At 63.6% G+C, this 21250-nt stretch carries 21 protein-coding genes; 17 read left to right on the forward strand and 4 right to left on the reverse strand.

Annotation, left to right across the window (positions count from 1 at the left end; translation table 11 throughout):
• Positions 1 to 46 precede the first annotated feature (46 nt).
• Positions 47 to 616, forward strand: a complete 570-nt coding sequence (locus ACVWVY_RS05280; RefSeq protein ID WP_456625386.1) for a NifU family protein — start codon at positions 47 to 49, stop codon at positions 614 to 616.
• Positions 617 to 724: 108 nt separating this feature from the next.
• Here the strand turns inward: ACVWVY_RS05280 and ACVWVY_RS05285 are convergent, their stop codons facing one another.
• Entirely contained in the window at positions 725 to 2410 is a 1686-nt protein-coding gene (locus tag ACVWVY_RS05285; protein ID WP_456625387.1) for a methyl-accepting chemotaxis protein, read from the reverse strand.
• Positions 2411 to 2817: 407 nt separating this feature from the next.
• Between ACVWVY_RS05285 and tsaB the strand changes: the two genes are divergently transcribed.
• The 6 genes from tsaB to ACVWVY_RS05315 all read left to right on the forward strand — a co-directional run bounded on the left by tsaB (position 2818) and on the right by ACVWVY_RS05315 (position 7292).
• Complete coding sequence (tsaB, locus tag ACVWVY_RS05290) at positions 2818 to 3522, forward strand: tRNA (adenosine(37)-N6)-threonylcarbamoyltransferase complex dimerization subunit type 1 TsaB (protein WP_456625388.1); 705 nt, start codon at positions 2818 to 2820, stop codon at positions 3520 to 3522.
• Complete coding sequence (gene rimI, locus ACVWVY_RS05295; protein WP_456625389.1) at positions 3519 to 4001, forward strand: ribosomal protein S18-alanine N-acetyltransferase; 483 nt, start codon at positions 3519 to 3521, stop codon at positions 3999 to 4001. The genes tsaB and rimI overlap by 4 nt, the downstream gene beginning before the upstream one ends.
• A 52-nt stretch (positions 4002 to 4053) precedes the next feature.
• Positions 4054 to 4503: a Fur family transcriptional regulator gene (locus ACVWVY_RS05300; protein ID WP_247782117.1), complete on the forward strand. Its 450-nt coding sequence runs from the start codon at positions 4054 to 4056 to the stop codon at positions 4501 to 4503.
• A gap of 5 nt (positions 4504 to 4508) precedes the next feature.
• Positions 4509 to 5183 (forward strand): HAD family hydrolase, encoded by a 675-nt coding sequence (locus ACVWVY_RS05305; RefSeq protein WP_456625390.1) that lies wholly within the window; start codon positions 4509 to 4511, stop codon positions 5181 to 5183.
• Positions 5184 to 5348: 165 nt separating this feature from the next.
• A complete protein-coding gene (locus ACVWVY_RS05310) occupies positions 5349 to 6542 on the forward strand; it encodes a glycosyltransferase family 39 protein (protein ID WP_456625391.1) in 1194 nt (397 codons plus the stop codon).
• Positions 6543 to 7292 carry a mannosyltransferase YkcB-related protein gene (locus tag ACVWVY_RS05315; protein WP_456625392.1) on the forward strand — a complete coding sequence of 250 codons (750 nt, stop codon included), beginning with the start codon at positions 6543 to 6545 and terminating at the stop codon, positions 7290 to 7292.
• Between the two features lie 2 nt (positions 7293 to 7294).
• Here the strand turns inward: ACVWVY_RS05315 and ACVWVY_RS05320 are convergent, their stop codons facing one another.
• Entirely contained in the window at positions 7295 to 7621 is a 327-nt protein-coding gene (locus tag ACVWVY_RS05320; RefSeq protein WP_456625393.1) for a hypothetical protein, read from the reverse strand.
• A 188-nt stretch (positions 7622 to 7809) separates the two neighbouring features.
• Between ACVWVY_RS05320 and miaB the strand changes: the two genes are divergently transcribed.
• The 8 genes from miaB to trmB all read left to right on the forward strand — a co-directional run bounded on the left by miaB (position 7810) and on the right by trmB (position 16253).
• A complete protein-coding gene (gene miaB, locus ACVWVY_RS05325) occupies positions 7810 to 9246 on the forward strand; it encodes a tRNA (N6-isopentenyl adenosine(37)-C2)-methylthiotransferase MiaB (RefSeq protein WP_456625394.1) in 1437 nt (478 codons plus the stop codon).
• 4 nt (positions 9247 to 9250) lie between these two features.
• On the forward strand, positions 9251 to 10306 hold the full coding sequence (locus tag ACVWVY_RS05330; protein ID WP_456625395.1) for a PhoH family protein: 1056 nt from the start codon (positions 9251 to 9253) through the stop codon (positions 10304 to 10306).
• Between the two features lie 62 nt (positions 10307 to 10368).
• A complete protein-coding gene (gene ybeY / locus ACVWVY_RS05335) occupies positions 10369 to 10893 on the forward strand; it encodes an rRNA maturation RNase YbeY (protein ID WP_456632109.1) in 525 nt (174 codons plus the stop codon).
• Between the two features lies 1 nt (position 10894).
• Positions 10895 to 12013, forward strand: a complete 1119-nt coding sequence (locus ACVWVY_RS05340) for a hemolysin family protein (RefSeq protein ID WP_456625396.1) — start codon at positions 10895 to 10897, stop codon at positions 12011 to 12013.
• 20 nt (positions 12014 to 12033) lie between these two features.
• Positions 12034 to 13620 (forward strand): apolipoprotein N-acyltransferase, encoded by a 1587-nt coding sequence (gene lnt / locus ACVWVY_RS05345; protein ID WP_456632110.1) that lies wholly within the window; start codon positions 12034 to 12036, stop codon positions 13618 to 13620.
• Positions 13621 to 13869: 249 nt separating this feature from the next.
• Positions 13870 to 14286 (forward strand): helix-turn-helix domain-containing protein, encoded by a 417-nt coding sequence (locus tag ACVWVY_RS05350; protein ID WP_456625397.1) that lies wholly within the window; start codon positions 13870 to 13872, stop codon positions 14284 to 14286.
• A gap of 99 nt (positions 14287 to 14385) precedes the next feature.
• The gene (locus tag ACVWVY_RS05355) at positions 14386 to 15513 is read left to right on the forward strand and encodes a M20 family metallopeptidase (protein WP_456625398.1); all 1128 of its coding nucleotides are present in this window, start codon (positions 14386 to 14388) and stop codon (positions 15511 to 15513) included.
• Positions 15513 to 16253, forward strand: a complete 741-nt coding sequence (trmB, locus tag ACVWVY_RS05360) for a tRNA (guanosine(46)-N7)-methyltransferase TrmB (RefSeq protein WP_456632111.1) — start codon at positions 15513 to 15515, stop codon at positions 16251 to 16253. Before ACVWVY_RS05355 ends, trmB begins: the two co-directional genes overlap by 1 nt.
• Positions 16254 to 16384: 131 nt before the next feature.
• Here trmB and ACVWVY_RS05365 read toward each other — a convergent pair whose 3' ends face one another.
• Both ACVWVY_RS05365 and ACVWVY_RS05370 read right to left on the reverse strand, forming a co-directional pair.
• A complete protein-coding gene (locus ACVWVY_RS05365) occupies positions 16385 to 17233 on the reverse strand; it encodes a phytanoyl-CoA dioxygenase family protein (protein ID WP_456625399.1) in 849 nt (282 codons plus the stop codon).
• Positions 17234 to 17431: 198 nt separating this feature from the next.
• On the reverse strand, positions 17432 to 18502 hold the full coding sequence (locus tag ACVWVY_RS05370; protein WP_456625400.1) for a DUF2336 domain-containing protein: 1071 nt from the start codon (positions 18500 to 18502) through the stop codon (positions 17432 to 17434).
• A gap of 341 nt (positions 18503 to 18843) precedes the next feature.
• Between ACVWVY_RS05370 and rimP the strand changes: the two genes are divergently transcribed.
• Together rimP and nusA are read left to right on the forward strand one after the other, a co-directional pair.
• On the forward strand, positions 18844 to 19632 hold the full coding sequence (gene rimP / locus ACVWVY_RS05375; RefSeq protein ID WP_456625401.1) for a ribosome maturation factor RimP: 789 nt from the start codon (positions 18844 to 18846) through the stop codon (positions 19630 to 19632).
• Positions 19633 to 19635: 3 nt separating this feature from the next.
• Positions 19636 to 21246 carry a transcription termination factor NusA gene (gene nusA / locus ACVWVY_RS05380; RefSeq protein WP_456625402.1) on the forward strand — a complete coding sequence of 537 codons (1611 nt, stop codon included), beginning with the start codon at positions 19636 to 19638 and terminating at the stop codon, positions 21244 to 21246.
• The last annotated feature ends 4 nt before the right edge of the window (positions 21247 to 21250 follow it).

Below are 21250 nucleotides of genomic sequence, written 5' to 3' on the forward strand. Positions count from 1 at the left end.
GGAAGCTCACGCGCCGGCCTTGAACCGGCGACGCCGGAGAAAAACAATGTTCATTCAGACCGAAGCCACGCCCAATCCCGCCACCCTGAAATTCATTCCGGGCCGCACCGTGCTCGACACCGGCACGATGGAATTCGCCAACCGCGAAGCCGCCGGCCGCTCGCCGCTCGCCGAAAGGCTGTTCGACGTTCCCGGCGTATCCGGTGTGTTCTACGGCTACGATTTCGTCACCGTGACCAAGGCGGATGGCGACTGGCAGCACCTCAAGCCCTCGATCCTTGGCGCCATCATGGAGCACTACATGTCCGGCGCGCCGCTTCTGGCGGACGGGATTGCCGGCAATGACGAGGCCACCGACGAGGAAGGCGAGTTCTTCAGCGAGGCCGACGCCGATACGGTCGCGACCATCAAGGATCTGATCGAGACGCGGGTGCGCCCCGCCGTCGCCAATGACGGCGGCGACATCACCTTCCGCGGCTTCAAGGACGGCGTCGTCTACCTCAACATGAAGGGCGCCTGCGCCGGCTGTCCGTCATCGACAGCGACATTGCAGCACGGCATTCAGAACCTGCTGAAGCATTTCGTGCCCGACGTGGTCGAAGTCCGGCCGATGTGAGTCGGTGCCGTAGGGTGGGCAAAGGCGCGCTTGCGCCGTGCCCACCATCAAGAGTGACGCAGGTAGTAGTGGGCACGCTCCGCTTTGCCCACCCTACGAAGCGTCTCGCTACGCCGCCTGCCCGATGCCGGCGGCCTCCGCGGCCGCGCGCTGCATGCCCTCGGACATTTCGCTGGTCACCGCGCTCTGCTGCTGAACGGCCGCGGCCGTAGACGTCACGTACTCGCTGACATCCTGGATCGCCTGTTTGATCGAGGTGAGAGCCGCAACGACATCGCCGGAGATGCCGTTGAGATTGCCGATCTCCTGCTCGATCTTGTCGGTAGCCTGCTTGGCCTGGTTGGCGAGACCCTTCACCTCGGACGCGACCACGGCGAAGCCGCGGCCGGCTTCACCGGCCCGCGCCGATTCGATCGTGGCGTTCAGTGCCAGCAAGTTGATCTGGCCGGTGATCGCGCCGATCAGCTGCACGATGCTGCTCATCGATTCCGACGCCTCCGTCAGGCGCTGCGCCTGCCGGTCGGCAGCGTCGACGCGACCGACCGCCGTATGCGCGGTTTCTTTCGATTTCGCCATGGCGTCGGAGATTTCGCGCACCGACACGTTGAGTTCCTCGGCGCCGGCGGCGACCGTCTCCATCAAGCCGCGAACCTTCTCGCCGCGCATCCGCGCAATCACCTGCGCCGTGGTGTCGGTGGCGTATTTCACGACCTTGTAGGGCTTGCCGTTGAGGTCGCGGATCGGGTTGTAGGAAGCCTGAATCCAGATCTGCCGGCCGCCCTTGCCGACCCGCTCATACTCGCCCGACTGGAATTCGCCGCGGTTCAGGGCGGCCCAGAACGCGCGATAGCCGTCGCTGTCGCGCTGATCGTGCGGCATGAACATGCTGTGATGCTCGCCCTCGATCTCGGCCAGCGTGTAGCCGAGCGCGCCGAGGAAGTTCTGGTTCGCGGTCAGCACCTTGCCGTCCATACCGAACTCGATGACCGCCTGCGACTTGTCGATCGCTTCGATCTGTCCGGCGAAATTCGCCGCCTTCAACTTTTGTTCGGTGATATCGGAAGCGAACTTCACCACCTTGAACGGCTTGCCGGTGTCGTCGAGGATCGGGTTGTAGGACGCAAGAATCCAGATCTCCTTGCCGCCCTTGCCGAAGCGCTTGTATTCAGCCGACTGGAATTCGCCGCGGCCGAGCTTTGCCCAGAATTCGCGGTAGGCCGCGCTGTCGCGCTCGGCCGGCGCCACGAACATCTGATGATGCTTGCCCTGGATCTCGGCGAGCGAGTAACCAAGCGCGCCAAGGAAATTATTGTTTGCGGTGATGATGGTGCCGTCGAGATTGAACTCGATCACGGCTTGCGCCCGGGCGATCGCCGCGATCTTGCCGGCATCTTCCATGTTGCGGATCTTGCGCGCGGTGATGTCGGTGGCGAACTTGACCACCTTGGTCGGCTTGTTGGCGCTGTCCAGGATCGGATTGTAGGACGCCTGAATCCACACTTCGCGGCCGCCCTTGCCGACACGCTTGTATTCGGCGGCCTGATATTCGCCGCGATTCAGTTTCGCCCAGAATGCATGATAGTCCGGATTGTCGCGCTGTTCCGGCGTCACGAACATCCGGTGATGCTTGCCCACGATTTCGTCGAGCCGATATCCCATCGTGTCGAGGAAATTCTGGTTAGCGGTGACGATCGTGCCGTCCATATTGAACTCGATCACCGCCTGCGACCTGCTCATGGCGATCGCCTGCGCCAGCGCCTCACGCGCGGCGGAATTGCTCTTCAACAAACGCATAAAAAATTCTCCGTTCTGGAAACGAGCGTGGCTTGATCTGCCGAAGGTGCATCGTCCGGATCGCCATTGACCCGTATTTTCCACGTGGAAGATTGTCGCATCGGATGGCTAATTCTTTGTTAATTCCCTTTATTTTCAATGGGTTAGTCTCCCAGAAGTTGTATTGGCCCGGTCAGGTTTCCAAAATGGGGCGCGCAAACCGGCCACCGGGGCGCCGAGCGGAATTGCGGAGAAGCCATTCTGAAAGCACGCAAAACCGGCGACGAAATCTTCCAGTCAGCGGGAGAATCTCGAGAGCCCTTTTTTCGGTTCCGATCGAATCAGGACCGGGCTCTGGATTCTTGTTTTGACGCGTTTCCTGACGCGAACCGGTGTCCACTTCGCTCGAAAACGCTATAGGTAGCCCGATGCTCATCCTCGCCATCGATACCGCGCTTGATGCCTGCGCCGCGGCCGTGCTCGACACCAGCGCAGGCGGCGTGATCGCGTTAGAATCGCAGGCGATGAAGCGCGGCCATGCCGAAGCGCTGATGCCGCTGATCGCGCGTGTGATGAAGGCGTCAGGCGTTGCCTTTGCCGCGCTCGACCGCATCGCCGCGACGACCGGCCCCGGCAGTTTCACCGGATTGCGCGTCGGCCTTTCCGCAGCCCGTGGCATTGCGCTCGCAGCCGGCAAACCGGTCGTCGGCGTGACGACACTGACCGCTTTTGCCGCCCCCATCGTCAGCGAGAATAGCGGACCTCATCCTGTGCTCGCCGCAATCGATGCGCGGCATGATCATGTCTATTTCCAGGTGATCGGCGGCGACGGCAGTTCATTGATCAAGCCGAAGGTCGCGCCGATCGCGGAAGCGCTCGACGCGGCGCGCCTTGATGCGCCACATCTGGTCGGCAATGCGGCGAAGATTTTGGCCGACCGCTGGCCGGCCGATGCAGCGCCGCCCTGCAAGATCGATCAGCAGGCCGCGCCCGATATCGCCTGGGTGGCGTGGCTGGGCGCCGCCGTCAATCCCGAGAGCTCACCGGCACGGCCCTATTATCTGCGCGCGCCCGATGCCAAGCCGCCAAAGGATCCGCTGTCCGGCGCAGCCCAGCCGCCGGCATCGCGATGACATGGCTCTCCGAGTGGTGGCGCGGCGGCACGGCCGTGATCGAACCGGCGAATCAACGCGACGCCCTCCGTCTGGCGCAACTGCATGGCGCATCGTTTCACCGCGGCTGGGGCGAAGGCGAATTCGAGGTCATGCTGACCGAGCGCAACACGCTCGTTCACCGGCTGAGACGTGGGCGCAAGATCATCGGCTTTGCGGTGTCGCGCATGGCGGCCGACGAGGCGGAGTTATTGTCAATCGCCATCGATGCGACCCAACGTGGCCGTGGCTTGTCGCGTAACCTATTGCTGACGCATCTCGGTCATCTCGCGGGCCGCGGCGTACGCAAGGTGTTCCTCGAGGTCGAAGAAAATAATCAGCCGGCGCGGCGCCTGTATGAATGGGCCGGATTTGAGGTCGTTGGCCGCCGGGAACGCTATTATCAGCAGCCCGGCGGCGAGCAATTGAATGCACTTCTGATGCGGCGTGACTTGTCGTAACATGCGCTGGGTGGCAAAAGACCCCCGACCTGCGTCCGAAGGCCCTGAGACCATGCCCGCACTGAAATCGCCGCCTGCGCATAAAAATACCGGTATCGAGGCCCGCTGCGCCGCCACCGGCATGCGCATGACCGAACAGCGCCGGGTGATCGCGCGCGTGCTGGCCGATTCGGTCGACCACCCCGACGTCGAGGAACTTTACCGGCGCTGTGTCGCGGTCGACGACAAGATCTCGATCTCGACCGTGTACCGCACCGTCAAGCTGTTCGAGGATGCCGGAATCATCGAGCGGCACGATTTCCGCGAGGGGCGGGCGCGCTACGAGCAGATGCCCGACAGCCATCACGACCACCTGATCAATCTGCGCGACGGCAAGGTGATCGAGTTCACCTCCGAGGAGATCGAGAAATTGCAGGCCGAGATCGCCCGCAAACTCGGCTACAAGCTGGTCGATCACCGGCTGGAACTGTATTGCGTCCCGCTCGACGAAGACAAAACCTGATTTTCGTGACGCCAAATCTCATCATCTTCGATTGCGACGGCGTGCTGGTCGACAGCGAAGCCATTTCATGCCGCGCGCATGCCGAAGTTCTCAGCCGCCACGGCTATCCGATCACGCAGGAACAGGTGTTCGACCGCTTCCTCGGCCGCTCGACGCGCCAGGCGAATTCGGAAGTCGAGGCCGAACTCGGCCGCGCCCTGCCCGACGATTTTCATGTGCAATTGCAGGACGAGCAATTCCGGTCGTTCGAAGCCGACCTGGAAGCTGTGCCGCACATTCACGCCGCACTCGATGCCATCGTCCAGCCGGTCTGCGTCGCGTCGAGCGGATCGCAGCAACGCATGCGCCTCACCCTTGGCCGCACTCTCCTTTACGATCGATTTGCGCCGAATATCTTCTCGTCCTCGCAGGTCGTGAACGGCAAACCCGCGCCGGATTTGTTTCTGTTTGCGGCCAGCAAGATGAACGTTGCGCCGGAACGCTGCATCGTGATCGAGGACAGCGTCGCCGGCATCTCGGGTGCTGTCGCCGCGGGAATGACCGTGCTCGGTTTTCACGGCGGCAGCCACTGCCGCTCCGGCCACGGCGAGAGTCTGCGCGCAGTCGGGGCCGCCTTGACCTTCGACGATATGCGAACACTGCCCGATCTGATTGTGCGCATCGGTCGAAAGGCCGACTAGCTTCGCACCGCAGAGTTGAAGTCCGGCGTCGCTGCAGGCATCAGGTCAAACAATCTTGCCGCGAGTTAACTGGCCGCGAAACCCGCTGGTGATATTTTCAGGTGACCCTGCGCGAGGGGAGCGGCGCACCTGAAATTAACCCACAGCCAAATATTGAAGACGGTCTTGCCACTCTCGCTCATCGTGGCGGTGGCTGCGCTTGCGCGAACCTGGCAGCTTTCGCAGAACGATTTTGGAAGGCAGTACTACGCCGCCGGCGTGCGCAGCATGCTGGATAGCTGGCACAATTTCCTCTTCAACGCGTTCGACCCCGCAGGGTTTGTTTCCATCGACAAGCCGCCCGTGGCGATCTGGCTGCAGGTCGCCAGCGCCAAGCTGCTCGGTTTTTCCGCGCTTTCTATCCTGTTCGCCCAGGTGATGGCGGGATTGGCCGCGGTCCTCCTGGTTTACGTTCTGGTGCGGAAATATTGGGGCGGGACGGCCGGGGCCATCGCCGCGCTGTCGCTCGCGCTGAGCCCGGTCAATGTCGCCATCGACCGTTCCAACAATACAGAGAGCTGTCTCATCCTGGTGCTGCTGGCCGGCGTGTGGCTCGCGATGCGGGCAGCCGAAACCGGTCGGCTCGCGCTGCTGTGCGCCGCGATGGCCGCGATCGGCATCGGCTTCAACGTCAAGATGGGTGCTGCGCTGGTGCTCGCGCCGGTGCTGGCCTTGACGTTCAGCCTCGCGCGGCCGGGCGCTCCCGTCACCTGGCATCTCGCTCGACAAGCCATCGCGGGCCTCGTGCTCGTCGCCGTCTCGCTGTCATGGGCTGTTTTCTTCGATCTCACGCCGGCTCGCGACCGGCCCTATGCGGGCAGTACCAAACACAACTCCATGCTGGAGCTTGCATTGGTGCACAATGGCGCGGCCCGCTTCGTTGCGATTTCCGCACCCGCCATCGACCAGACGACGCCTGCAAGCACGGAAGTCCGACAGCCTGTTATGACCGACGACTCGCCGACCGGCCCGCTCCGCCTGTTTCGGCCGCGGGCGGCGGCGCAGTTCGCCTGGCTGCTGCCGCTCGCGCTCGCGGGCCTTGTTCTCGCCTGGTCGGATGCATGGGGTCCGGGCGCGCCCGTGTCACGCCGCATCAGCGCCGGCGTGTGGAGCGGCTGGCTTGTGATGTACTGGATCGTGCTCAGCTTTGCGGGCGGATTGATCCATACCTACTACGTCGCCGTGCTTGGTCCGCCGCTCGCCGTGTTTTCCGGCATCGCTGTCGCCAGGCTCTGGTCGAGGTGGAAAGCGGGCAGACCGGGGCGGATATACCTGCCGCTCGCCGTCGTAGCCACGGCCGCCTGGCAGTTCTATCTCTGAATGGCGCCGTCCGCCACGATCGGATCCGATTGGCTCAGCCTGACATGGCTGACGTCGATCGGAATCGCCGTGATAGGCTCGACCGTCCTTTATGCATTGCCGCAGCGGGGCAGCAGCTTCGCAAAACTGTTCGCGGGCGCTTCCATCGGCGCGCTGCTCGTTGCGCCGGTTCTGACCGCCGCGAGCGTCGTCCTGAGGCGCCCGAACATCGCGGCGCCGGTCGCCAACATGACCGTTTTGCTCGCGCCGTCGGATACCGAGCGTCAGGCATTGAGGACATCGCGGCTGGACGCCGCCCGCCAGAAGCTCTCCAGCTACCTGGTGGCCAATCGCGACGCGGAAAAATTTCTCGTCGCGGTCCCCAACGCCAACGTCGCTGCGCCGCTCATTATCTCAACCGGCCTGCCCGTCATGGCCATCGGCGGCTATCTCGGCGACGATCCAATTCTGACGCCTTCGGACGTCGAACGGCTGGCCTCGGACAGGCAACTGCGTTTCGTGATGCTCGGCGGATTTACCCTCGCGCCTGCAAAGCAGGCGGCGGCGCTCGATCCGATCGCGCGATGGGTCCGCACCAACGGCCGTCCCGTCGATCCAAAATTGTGGCGCCTGTCCGCATCGGCCGGCACCCCCTACCGCATCAACCTCGGCAATGAATGGGTGGAGGTTCCGCCGCCCGAACTGTTCGACCTCTGGGATAACGCAAGCGGGAACCTGCCGGGAGAGGCCGCTCGTCAGAACCCCCGATAGATCTAGCTGGCGTCGTATTTCTCCGTCGGAAGATCTTTCATATCGGGATGATTCTTGAGCACATCCATGACGTCGATGTGGGGATGGCCCTTAAGCGCCTCGGTCACGCAATTGTTGACGTACTTCCGGCGCGCGAGCCACTTCACCTTCTCGCCCTTCGCCCGCGCCTTGCATGCACCAATGGCCGTCTTCAGCGCGGCCTTGTCAGCCTTGGACACGGGCGCAGGCTTCCCAGGCGCAGCCTCGGCGGTCGTGGGCATCAACGCAGCACTACCGGCAAGTGCCGCGGCGGTGATGCACGTCAATAGAGCTGCGGCGAAACGAGACATGATGCAATTCCCCCGGTTTGCTAATTTGCGCGACTATTCTTGTTCCAAAACGAGATGGATAACAGGCCATCGCGCCAGCAAGCGCAAGGTTTTCGCCTCGGAATGAGGGCTATGGCGCTGGATTTCCAGCTCCTTAGCCTATAATTGACCCCTGACGCCGGATTGGCGCCCCCAGCACCCAAGGTTCCATGAATCCGCCGCGCAAGCTGCATATCAAGTCCTATGGCTGCCAGATGAACGTCTACGATGCGCAACGCATGGTGGACACGCTGGCGGGCGAGGGCTTTGTCGAGACCGATAGCGCCGAGGATGCGGATCTGGTGATCCTCAACACCTGCCACATCAGGGAAAAGGCTTCCGAAAAGGTCTACTCCGAACTCGGGCGGCTGCGGGTCGCCAAGGATGAGGCGGCGCGCCAGGGGCGCGATATGCGCATCGCGGTCGCGGGCTGCGTCGCGCAGGCCGAAGGCGCGGAGATCATCCGCCGCGCGCCAACGGTCGACGTCGTGGTCGGGCCGCAAAGCTATCATCATCTGCCGCAATTGCTGGCGCGCGCGAAGAGCGAAGGCCGTGCGCTGGAAACCGAATTCCCGGTCGAGGACAAATTCGGTTTCCTCCCCGCCCCCAAACCGGATGCGATCCGCGCGCGCGGCATCTCCGCTTTCGTCACCGTGCAGGAAGGCTGCGACAAGTTCTGCACCTTCTGCGTCGTGCCCTATACGCGCGGCGCGGAACTCTCGCGCCCGGTGGCGAAGATCGTCGACGACGTGAAGCGGCTCACCGACAACGGCGTGCGCGAGATCACCCTCATTGGGCAGAACGTCAACGCCTATCACGGCGAAGGCCCGGACGGACGGAGCTGGCCGCTCGGCAGGCTTCTGCATCGGCTTGCCGAAATCGAAGGTATCGTGCGGCTGCGCTACTCGACCAGCCATCCCCGCGATGTCGACGATTCGCTCATTGCAGCCCATCGCGATCTCGCCGCGCTGATGCCGTTTGTACATCTTCCGGTGCAGTCCGGCTCCGACCGGATCCTGGCAGCCATGAACCGCAAGCATACCGCCGATGATTATCGCCGCGTTATCGACCGTTTTCGTACCGCGCGCCAAGATATTGCTTTTTCATCGGATTTTATCGTCGGCTTCCCCGGCGAAACCGAGGGAGAATTCGCGGCGACCCTCGCGCTTGTCATGCAAATCGGATACGCTGGGGCTTATTCGTTCAAATATTCGCCTCGGCCCGGCACGCCGGCGGCGGACATGCAGGAGACGGTGTCAGCGGCTGAAATGGACGAGCGATTGGTGCGGCTTCAGGAATTGATCGACAGCCAGCAATCGGCCTTCAACAAGGCCATGATTGGTAACACCGTCGATGTGCTGTTCGAACGCGCGGCCCGCAATCCCGGCCAGATCGTCGGCCGCACCGCGTATCTCCAGCCGGCGCATGTCTTTGCCTCACCTGACATCATCGGACAGGTGCTGCCGGTCAAAATCGAGAGCCTCGAGCGCTACAGCCTGCTCGGCGAACTCGCCGGCGCTGCGGCGCGGCCAGTGTCTTCAACGCATTCCACCATGACCCATTCTTCTCACGAAACCAGTTCATCTCAAGAAACCCAGGGAGCCTGAACCCTTGCCCAAAAGCGCATCGGATTCGCCTTCGCTCGCTCCTAGCCGCAAATTTGACCGCGACATGCAAGTTCCGCCCGAAACCCAGGTCGTCATCGACTTCGACGACAACCGCGCCGCTTCCGCGCTCGTCGGCCCCTACGGTCAAAACCTGGCGCTGGTCGAACGGCGGCTCGGCATCGTGGTCGATTCCCGCGGCAACCACATCACCATCGCCGGTTCCCGTGACGGCTGCGACGCCGCGCGGCGCGTGCTGGAGACGCTCTATGCGCAGGCCGTGCAGGGACACGACCTGTCGCAGGGCGAAGTCGAAGGCGCGATCCGCGCTGTGCTGGCACAGGGCTCGCTGTTCGAGTTCGATCCCAAGGCCGCCAAGACCTCGTTCGAGACCATCAACCTGCGCAAGCGTCCGGTGCGGGCGCGCACGGCGGCGCAGGATTCCTACATCCGCGCGTTGAAGCGCCACGAAATGGTGTTCGGCGTCGGCCCCGCCGGCACCGGCAAGACCTGGCTTGCGGTGGCGCATGCCGCGCAATTGTTCGAACGCAAGGAAGTCGATCGCATCATCCTGACGCGGCCCGCGGTCGAGGCCGGCGAGCGGCTCGGCTTCCTGCCCGGCGACTTGCGGGAAAAGGTCGATCCTTACTTGAGGCCGATCTACGACGCGCTTTACGACTTGATGGATTCGCGCATCGTCGAACGCGCGCTGCAGGCCGGCGAGATCGAGATCGCGCCGCTGGCGTTCATGCGTGGCCGGACGCTGACCAACGCGGTCATCATCCTGGACGAAGCGCAGAACACCACTTCGATGCAGATGAAGATGTTCCTGACCCGGCTCGGCGAGAACAGCCGCATGATCATCACCGGCGATCCGTCGCAGGTCGACCTGCCGAACGGACAGGCCTCAGGGCTTGCCGAAGCGGTCAAGCTGCTCGACGGCGTCGAGGGCATTGCGCAGGTGAAATTCACCGCGGAGGACGTCATCCGCCATGAACTGGTGGCGCGGATCGTCGCCGCCTATGAGGGATTGCCGCAAAAACCGGCAACCAACAAATCTTGACCCAGAAATCGTCGGCGCTGGACCTGCCGCAGGCAGGCCCGGGCCGCAACCCGAACATTGCAATGCAAAGCGCTGGAACGCTCGTGTCGTCCGTACTTCCCTTCACCGAAGTTCTCGTCGTCGCCGATTGCTGGCAGACCGAGCCGGAGGCCGAGGCGGTGATCCATCGCGCCATCCATGCGGCGGCCGAGATCGCCGATGCCGATGTCGGCGACGCCGAGCTCGCGGTCATGCTGACCGACGATGCCGGCATCCGCACGCTCAACAATAACTGGCGCGGCATCGACAAGCCGACCAACGTGCTGTCGTTTCCGGCGCTGCAGCCGACCGCGGGCGCGCCTGCCGACGCGCCGCGGATGCTCGGCGATATCGCCATCGCCTACCAGACCACACGCAAAGAGGCCGATGACGAGGAGAAGCCGTTCGATCATCACCTGAGCCATCTTGCGGTCCACGGGTTCCTGCATTTGATCGGATACGACCACGAGAACGACGATGACGCCGAAGCCATGGAAGGTCTCGAACGGGAGATTCTCGCCCAGCTCGGCATTCCCGATCCGTATTCGGACCGGGAGCGGGTGGACTGAAATGCCGGACTCCGACCCAGTTCAGGACAATCCGCGCGACACGCCCAACCTGCCGGCGGTGGTGAAGGAAGGCGAGGTGCTGCGCCCGGCTGCCGACAACTGGCTGCTGCGGGCGATCCGCACGCTGTTCGGCTGGAGGGCCGGCTCGGTCCGCGCCGATCTTCAGGTCGTGCTCGACGCCTCCACGCCGGACGAGGTCGGCTTTTCCGCCATCGAGCGCACCATGCTGCGCAACATCCTCGGCCTGAACGAGCGGCGGATCGCCGATGTGATGGTGCATCGCGCCGACATCGTCGCGGTCAAGCGGGATATTCCGCTTGGCGAACTAATGAGCCTGTTCGAAAGCGCGGCCCATTCGCGGCTCGTGGTCTACGACGAAACGCTCGACGACCCCGAAGGCATCGTTCACATCCGCGACCTCCTGGCGTTCATGACCGCAAAGGCGCGGGTCGGCGACACCACCAAGCCGAAGCGCAAGAAGCCGTTCCCGGCGGGCCTCGACCTGCGCGCGGTCGACCTCGCATTGCCGCTGGCGGAGGCCAACATCATCCGCAAGCTGTTGTATGTGCCGCCGTCGATGCGGGCGATCGACCTGCTGGCGCAGATGCAGGCCTCGCGCATCCATCTGGCGCTGGTGGTCGACGAATATGGCGGCACCGACGGGCTGGTATCGATCGAGGACATCGTCGAGCAGATCGTCGGCGAGATCGACGACGAGCACGACAGCGACGAGCCGCCGTCGATCATCCGGCAGGGCGACAATGCATTCATCGCGGACGCCCGCGCCAGCCTCGAGGATGCCCGCAAGATGATCGGCGAGGAATTCGTCACCGGCGAGGCCGGCGAGGAAGTGGCCACTCTCGGCGGCTATCTGGTGTCACAGGTCGGCCGCCTGCCGGTGCGCGGCGAAGTCATTGCGGGCCCGGGCAATTTCGAGATCGAGGTGCTCGATGCCGATCCGCGGCGGGTCAAGCGCCTGCGGATCGGGATTCGGAAAGAGCGTCCGGCGACGCGCGCGACGCGCGAGCGAAGCCGCCGCGAGGCCGCACCCGATACCAACGTGCCGCCGACCAATGACAATACGCCGCCGACTCCTGGCGATGGAGCCGGCTCGCAGTGATCCCGACCAGTAAATTCCGCATGGCGGGACTTTCGATCATCCTTGCCTGGGGCTGGAAGCGCGCGATCATCGCGCTGGTCGCGGGCGCCTTGTCGGCGCTTGCGATGGCGCCGTTCAATGCCTGGCCGGTGCTGTTCGTGACCTTTCCGGTCGCAGTCTGGCTGATCGACGGAGCGGCGGCCGGAAAACGGCGCGGTGTGCCGGCGGCGGCGATGTCGGGCTTCTGGTTCGGGCTCGGCTATTTCGTGCCCGGGCTTTACTGGACCGGCAACGCTTTCCTGGTCGATGCAGCGACCTTTGCCTGGCTGATGCCGTTCGCGGTGCTCGGCCTGCCGGCCTATCTTGCCTTGTTTCCGGCGCTCGGCTTCGCACTGGCGCGGCTGATCTGGACGCGGGATGCCTCGCGGGTGCTGGCGCTCGCGATCGGGCTCACGGTCAGCGAATGGCTGCGCGGCTATGTGCTGTCGGGCTTTCCCTGGAATGCCTTCGGCTACGCGCTGTCGGAGCCGCTGGCGCTGGCGCAGACGGCTTCGCTGATCGGGCTGTGGGGCATGACCTTCCTCAGCGTTGCCATCTTTGCCAGCCCTGCGGCGCTGATCGACGGGTCTTCACGCGGCCGAAAGCCCTGGATCGCCCCGGTGGCGGCGCTGTCGCTGCTGGTCGCGATGGGTGTCTACGGCGCCGTTCGGCTGTCGCTGCAGCCGACCGAATTGACCAAGGTCAAGCTGCGCATCATGCAGCCTAACCTGCAGCAGGACGTCAAATTCAACTACGCCGCCAAGGCGGAGGTGATGCAGAAATACCTTGCGCTGTCCGACCGCGCTTCGGGACCGCAATCCACCGGCGTGCGCGACGTGCAGATCCTGATCTGGCCGGAATCGGCTTTCCCGTTCTTCCTGGCGCGGGAGGCCGATGCGATGGCGCAGATTGCCGAGCTGCTGCCCAAGGGCACGGTGCTGTTGACCGGCTCGGTGCGCGCCCCGGACGGACCGCCCGGCGCCCGCGTCACCCGTGCCTACAACTCGATATATGCGATCGACCATGACGGTGGCGTGCTGTCGGTCTACGACAAGCTGCATCTGGTGCCGTTCGGCGAATATTTACCGTTTCAGGAGTGGATGGAAAAGCTCGGCTTCGTGCAGCTGACCAAGGTGCATGGCGGCTTCATTCCGGGCACGCGGCGCCGCACGATGGAGATACCGAATGCGCCGCGCGCGCTGCCGCTGATCTGTTACGAGGCGATTTTTCCCGGAAATGTGGCAGCGCGCGACGATCGCCCCGGCTGGATCGTCAACCTGACCAATGACGGCTGGTTCGGAAATTCGACCGGTCCCTACCAGCACCTGCAGCAGGCGCGCCTGCGTGCGATCGAGGAAGGGCTGCCGATGGTGCGCGCCGCCAACACCGGCATCTCCGCGGTGATCGATCCCTCGGGGCGTATTGTCGCACGGCTCGGCCTCGGCATCGAAGGCGTGCTGGACGCCGGCCTGCCGACGGCGCTGCCGCCGACGGTTTATGCTCGCCTTGGAGATATCCCGGCTGCCCTCATCGTGGCCGCCGCCCTGCTGCTCGTCGTCAGACGCCGCTCCGCAAAGCACACTGCCTGAGATTCCGCATCGCTAGTTGTTGCTGGTTTACTAAAAAACGCTAACTGCGTGGTTCCACCAGTTGACAGACAGCCTGCGATTCGCTTTCTGCGGTTGCAAGCTAAGAACAACAACCAGTCACTTCCGCTGCTCAGATCGTCCGCAATTCTACCCGATCCTCCGAGCAGGATATGACGGTCACAGCAGCGCGTCTGAGGCATTGTCCTTCCACTGCCTCTTTCCCGGCGCGCGATCCCAGGAGCGATGCAGATGTCCACCAAAGCGCCCAATCCCGTTGACAAGTATGTCGGGAGCCGCGTTCGGATGCGCCGCATCATGCTGGGTATGAGCCAGGAAAAGCTGGGCGAAGCGCTCGGCCTTACCTTCCAGCAGGTGCAGAAATACGAGAAAGGCACCAACCGGGTCGGCGCCAGCCGCCTGCAGCAAATCTCCGAGATATTGCAGGTACCTGTGTCGTTTCTGTTCGATGGCGGGCCGAGTGGCGCGATCAATGGCAACGGCTTCGGCGAAGGCGCCTCCCCGGCCTACGTGTCAGATTTCCTCGCCACGTCAGAGGGTCTCGCACTGACGCGCGCGTTCACGCGCATCGGCGATTCCAAAATGCGGCGCTCGATCGTCGAACTGGTCGAGCAGATCGCATCGCGCGACGGCCCCGACCAGCGCTGATTTTCATCAGCACCGGTTGAGAATTTCGTATTCTGGAATATGCCATTATTTCCCGCTGCGAAATTGCGCATCGCGAAATGACGCGGTATCGGATACGACATGACGACAGCCAACCCGTTCGATGCCACGCCGATCCTCGAGGGCATCCGCCGCTGGGTCGAGATCGAGACCCCGACCGAAGCGCCCGGGCAGGTCAACCAGCTCGCCGACCTCGTCGCTGAAGGCTATCGCGGCCTGGCTGCGACCGTGGAGCGGATCGCCGGTCACTCCGGCTGCGGCGATCATCTGGTGGCGCGCTCATCATGGGGGCAGGACGCACCGGGAATCCTGGTGCTGAGCCATCTCGATACGGTGCATCCGCTTGGCTTCATCGAACGCCTGCCGTTCCGGATTTCGGGCGACAGCGCTTTCGGCCCGGGCATCTACGACATGAAGGGCGGCGCCTATCTCGCCTATCATGCGTTTCGGCAGGTTTGCGCCGAGGGCGCGCGCCCGCCGCTCGGCATCACCCAGCTCTATGTCTCTGACGAGGAGATTGGCAGCCCGACGTCGCGTGGGCTGATTGAGAGCGAGGGGCGGAAGGCGAAATATGTGCTGGTCACCGAACCGGCGCGCGACGGCGGCAAGATCGTGACCGGACGCAAGGGTGTCGGGCGCTTTGAGGTCTTCATCAAGGGCGTGCCTTCGCATGCCGGCACCAGGCCGCAGGACGGCCGCAGCGCCATCCGCGAACTCGGCAATGTCATTCAAACGCTGGAGGCGATGAACGATCCGGCGCGCGGCATCACCGTCAATGTCGGCGTGGTCCGCGGCGGCACCAAACCGAACGTGATTGCGGAAGAGGCCTATGCCGAGGTCGATTTGCGCGTGCCGACGATCTCGGATTCGGAGGAGCTCACGGCGAAAATCCTCGATCTCAAATCGCGCACCGAGGGCGTCACCGTCAAGGTGATCGGCGAATTGAACCGCCCGCCTTACGAAAAGAGCAATGCCGGCGCGGCGCTCTACGAGCATGCCAGGACGATTGCGGCGGAGATCGGTTTTGACCTGGTCGATACATCGACCGGCGGCGGCTCCGACGGCAATTTCACCGCGCCACACACGGCCACCCTCGACGGGCTCGGCGTCGACGGCCAGGGCGCGCATACCCATTACGAGCAGATGTACATCTCCTCGATCGAGCCGAGGGCACGGCTGTTGTACCGGCTGTACCAGACGCTGCGATGATGACTGCCCCGCGCGATACCGGCGACCGCGACACGCCGCCGGATGACGGCGCATCGGCACATGCGCATGGCTCGTTCTTCGGCCGCCGCAAGGGTCACAAGCTCCGCATCCATCAGGCCGACCTGATCGACAATCTGCTGCCGCATCTGGCGCTCGACATCGCCGCGCCCGCACCGGCGCGGCTTGCCGACCTGTTCGATGGCGACATCGAGGATGTCAGGCTCGAAATCGGATTCGGCGGCGGCGAACATCTGATCGCGGAGGCGCAAGCCCTTCCCAACATCGGGTTCATCGGCTGCGAGCCCTATGTCAACGGCATGGCCAAGATCCTGACGCAGATCGAGACGCACAACATCAGCAATGTCAGACTCTATGCCGGCGACGCCGCGGAATTGCTGGCATGGGCCCCGCCGCGTTCGCTTGTTCGAATCGACCTGATCCATCCCGATCCCTGGCCAAAGCGGCGGCACTGGAAGCGGCGCTTCGTGCAGGACGCTACGGTCAACGCGATGGCGCGCGTCTTGAAAGATGGCGGCGAATTCCGCTTCGTCAGCGACATCGACGATTATTGCGCCTGGACGCTGGCGCATCTGATGCGCAGCTCCGATTTTCTCTGGACCGCGGAGCGCGCAATCGACTGGCGACAACCGTGGGACGGCTACACCATGACGCGCTACGGCCGCAAAGCCGAACGCGAGGGGCTTGTGGCGGCGTATTTGCGGTTTCGGCGGATGGGCTAGGGGACAATTCGGTGGCTTCATCCTTCGAGACGGCGCTTGCGCGCCTCCTCAGGATGAGGTCCGAAATCCTCATGGTGAGGAGCGCGGCAAAGCCGCGCGTCTCGAACCACGAGGCCGCGCTGTGGCAACCGTCACCGCTTTGCCGCTTCCTCCATCTTCGCCTTCCTCGCGTCGGTGGCTTCCCACACCATCCGCTTTCCCCGCTCGCGGCCCAACAGTTCGATCGGGTCGTGGTTGTCGATGTGGCCGAACTGTCCCTTGTAGACGCTGTAGCCGCATAATTCCTGCAAGCGCCGCGGAAAGCGCTTTGCCGTCTCCTGGGGAATGCCGAGCTGCAAATTCTCCTGCTGCCGCATCCAGCCCCAGCAATAGGCGCAGGAAAACGCAAAGCGCCGCTCGTCGCTGTCGTTGGCGCCGCCGCCGTGCCACAGCGCGCTGTCGAACAGCATCACGCTGCCCGCCTTCATCGTCGCGGTGACCGCGTCGTATTCCCGGCCGTATTCCGGCGAGGATTCATATTTGTGGCTGCCCGGTATGATCCGCGTCGCGCCATTGTCCGCGCGGAAATCCGACAACGCCCAGATCGCATTGATGGTGATCGGAATGTGCGGGCGCGGCAGCGGAATCAGTTGCGTGTCTTCATGGATCGGCTGCGCCTCCTGCCCGGGTCCCAGCACCAGCGAGCAGAACGACGACAACAGGCACTCCTTGTCCAGCACGCGCTCCACCACCGGCAGCACGTTGTCGTGCAGCGGCACTTTCCAGAACAAATCGTCATAGGTGAGGAGGTTGTTGATACGGACGGTCTTGAAACCTTCGAACGACGTTCTGGCGGGACCGAGACGATGCTCGCGCTCGACGTGCTGCAGCGCCGTTATCAAGCCTTCGACCAGTTCGGCGCTCGCCGCAGCTTCGATGACGGTGAAACCGTCGCCGCGGATCCTGTCCGCATGGGCTTGAACCGCCGCGTCCGTCAGCATGTCGGGCTCCCGAAGTACATTGTCGTACGCTGTGCCGCGCCTTCCGTACGCAGGATAGACCGCTGTTTCGATGTTTGGGAAATGGTTTCCGCTCATGCCGTCATTGCGAGCGAAGCGAAGCAATCCATCTTCCCCCGCGTTTAGGCATGGATTGCTTCGCTTCGCTCGCAATGACGGAGAGAACGCGTCAGGTCCGGATTATCGCGTCTTCCAGAACGCGACGACGCGCTGGGCGGTCGCGGGCATCAGGCGGACGTAATTGACCCGCGCATTTTCGATGTCGGCGGGGGACGCCGTCCGGTTCGGACCGAGCCGAAGCAGGATCAGCGCGCGCACGGTCGCCCATTCGACATCGATGGATTTCCCGGCGATCAGGATCGGATCGTAGCGGTCGCCAGAGATCAGGCGGTCGAGGGTTTCGACCTTGACGCCGGTCATCGCCGACAACGCGGCGACCGACTCTTCGTACTTGAAGGCCCTGGCAAAATTGAGCAACGCGCCTTCGCCGAGCATGCCTTCGCGGTGGAGCTTCAGCACGGTGCGCTGCGCCGCCATGAAGTCGCGCCGCTCCTCGCGTTCGGACGGGCCGGTGATGGCCGTCATCGCCTGCTTGATGTCGGCCTGCCGTTCGGGTTTGACGACCTGGAACAGGCGGCGACGAACGACGTCGATGGAGCCGGAGAGCAGATCCTTCAATTGCGTAGGCGACAGATCGTCGCGCTGGCCAAGCCTGATCGTCAGCACACCATCCTGGCCGGCGCGCTTGATCAGCGTGGAATAGCTATCCTCCGAGAAGGCTGCGCCCGCATTGCCGGCGGCGCGCCTGACGACGGCGCGGTCGCCGCGGGCGACCATGACGTCGGTGAGATCGGTCGAGAGTGTGGGCCGCTCCGCCATCGCCAGCAGATGACCCTGGCCCTTCATCGACGCAATTTCGAGCAGCATCTTTTCGTCGACGACCGGGGAATGTCGCAGCAGCGGGCCGGCAATGGCAATTTCATCGTCATGGGCGAGTTGGCCGACCAGACCTCGCGGCGCGTTCGCCAGCACCGACAGCCGCTCGGCCAGTTCGGCGCGCTCGGCGATCTCAGCATGCGGGACGAGACTGGTCAGGACGCCGTCGAACAGGTCGACGTGATCGGGGCGGAAGCTCGCCGCGCCCTGCAGGAACAGCTCGCTGATACGGCGCGCGGCATCGGCGCGGCGCTTCGGGTCGCCACGACTGACAATGTCGTCGAGTTCCGGGATCAGCGACGGTGAAATTATCATAAACCCCATCCAAACCGGCCGAATTGGCTGATTTTCGGGAAATCTAGGTAGCGTTCGTGAATGAAGGGTTAGATTTTGCCTCCCCTCTCAAAGCTTGGCAAAATCGGACTTAACGCGACCCTCGGGCCTTGTCGGATTGCGCAAAAACCGCTATATCCGCGGCAACTTATGGTTCTCATACGATCGCGTATTGAGAGTGGGCCCCCCGGGACCCGCTCTTTTTTATTACCTGAACGAGCCTGGCCCAGAAGGGTCTTCAAGGCCCGGTTCGGGGAACCGGCTGGACCGCCGGTTAAGGCCCGGCCTAAACCCATGCAAGTAAGACGCTTTTGACCCTGGACATGACCGATCCAACTGCTGGTTCCGTGGATGCCGACCTCTTGGCCGAGCCCCGTCTCGTCGTCGAGCCGGGCGCGGCCGCGCGGGTATCGGCGGTGGCCGGACCGGTTTTGCAGGGAATGGGCTACCGGCTGGTCCGGATCAAGATTTCAGGCGAGGCTGGCTGCACCGTCCAGATCATGGCCGAACGGCCCGATGGCACGATGCAGATCGAGGATTGCGAGGCGATCTCGCGGGCGCTGTCGCCGGTGCTCGACGTCGCCGACCCGATCGAGCGCGCCTACCGGCTTGAGATATCCTCGCCGGGCATCGATCGCCCGCTGGTACGTCGTTCCGATTTCGAGCGTTTCAGCGGTCATCTCGTGAAAATCGAAATGGCGGTCGCCCATCAGGGCCGCAAGCGTTTCCGCGGGCTCCTTGCCGGCGTCGAAGGCGAGGCCGTGCGGCTACATCGGGATGACATACGCGCGGGCGAAGATGCCGATGTGCTGCTGGTGATGGAGGACATCTCCGACGCGCGACTGGTTTTGACCGACGAATTGATTGCGGAATCGATGCGGCGCGGCAAGCAGGCCGAGCGCGAATTGAAGCAGAATCTCGGGCTGGCGCCGCCATCTCCGCCGCACGCAAAGAAGAGCGATCCGGCCAAGAGCAACAAGCCGAAGCCCAAGTCTAATAACAAGTCTGATAACAAGCCCGGCAAGAAGCCGGAGCCGACCAATACAAAGAAACACCGCCTCGCCGCAGAACGGCTGCGCAGGGGCGACTTCGATCCTACTGAAGGAGACTAGGCCATGGCCGTCAGTGCCAACAAACTCGAACTGCTGCAGATCGCAGACGCGGTCGCCCGCGAGAAGTCGATCGACCGTGGGATCGTGATCGCTGCGATGGAAGACGCCATCGCCAAGGCGGCCCGCGCCCGTTACGGCAGCGAGACCGACGTTCACGCCGAGATCGACGCCAAGAAGGGCGAGCTGCGGCTGTCGCGCCACATGCTTGTCGTCGAGCAGGTCGAGAACTCCTCGAACCAGATTTCGCTGGCGGACGCGCAGCGCGCCAACCCGGGCGCCCAGGTCGGCGACACCATCGCCGACACCCTGCCGCCGCTGGAATATGGCCGCATCGCCGCGCAATCCGCCAAGCAGGTGATCGTGCAGAAGGTGCGCGAGGCCGAGCGCGACCGGCAATACCAGGAATTCAAGGACCGCATCGGCGATATCGTCAACGGCGTCGTCAAGCGCGTCGAATATGGCAGCGTGATCGTCGACCTCGGCCGCGGTGAAGCCATCATCCGCCGCGACGAAATGCTGCCGCGCGAGGTGTTCCGCAACGGCGACCGCGTCCGCGCCTACATCTTCGATGTCCGCCGCGAAACCCGCGGACCGCAGATCTTCCTCTCCCGCACCCATCCGCAATTCATGGCCAAACTGTTCGCGCAGGAAGTGCCGGAAATCTATGACGGCATCGTCGAGATCAAGGCGGTCGCCCGCGACCCCGGCTCGCGCGCGAAAATCGGCGTGATTTCAAGGGATTCCTCGGTGGATCCGGTCGGCGCCTGCGTCGGCATGCGCGGCTCGCGCGTGCAGGCCGTGGTGAACGAACTGCAAGGCGAGAAGATCGACATCATCCCGTGGTCGCCCGACATCGCGACCTTCGTCGTCAACGCGCTGGCGCCTGCCGAAGTCGCCAAGGTCGTGATCGACGAGGACCGCGAGCGGATCGAGGTCGTGGTTCCCGACACCAACAACCAGCTCTCGCTGGCGATCGGCCGCCGCGGCCAGAATGTCCGCCTCGCCTCGCAGCTGACCGGCTGGGATATCGATATCCTCACCGAGCAGGAAGAATCCGAGCGCCGACAGGCCGACTTCGAGAACTCCACGCGGGTGTTCATGGAAGCGCTGAATGTCGACGAAGTCGTCGGCCAGTTGCTGGCGTCTGAAGGCTTCACCTCCGTCGAGGAACTCGCGCTGGTCGACGCCAAGGAACTGGCCGGGATCGAAGGCTTCGACGAGGAAACCGCCAACGAGCTGCAGAGCCGGGCGAGAGAATACCTGGAACAGCTCGAAACGGAGCTGGAAAACAAGCGTAAGGAGCTCGGCGTGGATGATGCTTTGAAGACGGTGCCCGGCGTGACCTCGAAGATGCTGGTCAAGTTCGGCGAGAACGACATCAAGTCCGTCGAGGATCTGGCGGGCTGCGCGACCGACGATCTGGTCGGGTGGACCGAGCGCAAGGAAGGCGGCGAGCCGACCAAGTTCCCCGGCATTCTCGACCCCAACGAGATCTCGCGCGACGATGCCGAACGCTTGATTATGCAGGCCCGCGTCATTGCCGGCTGGATCACCGAGGCCGAACTCGCCAAACAGTCCGAGACGGCCGAGACCACCGAAGACCAGACGGCGTAATGCG

This window comes from Bradyrhizobium sp. URHC0002 (assembly GCF_054059515.1).

Coding starts and splice junctions, on each gene's coding strand:
- ACVWVY_RS05280 (WP_456625386.1), top strand. CDS start 47: ATGTTCATTCAGACCGAAGCCACGCCCAATCCCGCCACCCTGAAATTC.
- ACVWVY_RS05285 (WP_456625387.1), bottom strand. CDS start 2,410: ATGCGTTTGTTGAAGAGCAATTCCGCCGCGCGTGAGGCGCTGGCGCAG.
- tsaB (WP_456625388.1), top strand. CDS start 2,818: ATGCTCATCCTCGCCATCGATACCGCGCTTGATGCCTGCGCCGCGGCC.
- rimI (WP_456625389.1), top strand. CDS start 3,519: ATGACATGGCTCTCCGAGTGGTGGCGCGGCGGCACGGCCGTGATCGAA.
- ACVWVY_RS05300 (WP_247782117.1), top strand. CDS start 4,054: ATGCCCGCACTGAAATCGCCGCCTGCGCATAAAAATACCGGTATCGAG.
- ACVWVY_RS05315 (WP_456625392.1), top strand. CDS start 6,543: ATGGCGCCGTCCGCCACGATCGGATCCGATTGGCTCAGCCTGACATGG.
- ACVWVY_RS05320 (WP_456625393.1), bottom strand. CDS start 7,621: ATGTCTCGTTTCGCCGCAGCTCTATTGACGTGCATCACCGCCGCGGCA.
- miaB (WP_456625394.1), top strand. CDS start 7,810: ATGAATCCGCCGCGCAAGCTGCATATCAAGTCCTATGGCTGCCAGATG.
- ybeY (WP_456632109.1), top strand. CDS start 10,369: ATGCAAAGCGCTGGAACGCTCGTGTCGTCCGTACTTCCCTTCACCGAA.
- ACVWVY_RS05340 (WP_456625396.1), top strand. CDS start 10,895: ATGCCGGACTCCGACCCAGTTCAGGACAATCCGCGCGACACGCCCAAC.
- lnt (WP_456632110.1), top strand. CDS start 12,034: ATGGCGGGACTTTCGATCATCCTTGCCTGGGGCTGGAAGCGCGCGATC.
- ACVWVY_RS05350 (WP_456625397.1), top strand. CDS start 13,870: ATGTCCACCAAAGCGCCCAATCCCGTTGACAAGTATGTCGGGAGCCGC.
- ACVWVY_RS05355 (WP_456625398.1), top strand. CDS start 14,386: ATGACGACAGCCAACCCGTTCGATGCCACGCCGATCCTCGAGGGCATC.
- trmB (WP_456632111.1), top strand. CDS start 15,513: ATGACTGCCCCGCGCGATACCGGCGACCGCGACACGCCGCCGGATGAC.
- ACVWVY_RS05365 (WP_456625399.1), bottom strand. CDS start 17,233: ATGCTGACGGACGCGGCGGTTCAAGCCCATGCGGACAGGATCCGCGGC.
- ACVWVY_RS05370 (WP_456625400.1), bottom strand. CDS start 18,502: ATGATAATTTCACCGTCGCTGATCCCGGAACTCGACGACATTGTCAGT.
- rimP (WP_456625401.1), top strand. CDS start 18,844: ATGACCGATCCAACTGCTGGTTCCGTGGATGCCGACCTCTTGGCCGAG.
- nusA (WP_456625402.1), top strand. CDS start 19,636: ATGGCCGTCAGTGCCAACAAACTCGAACTGCTGCAGATCGCAGACGCG.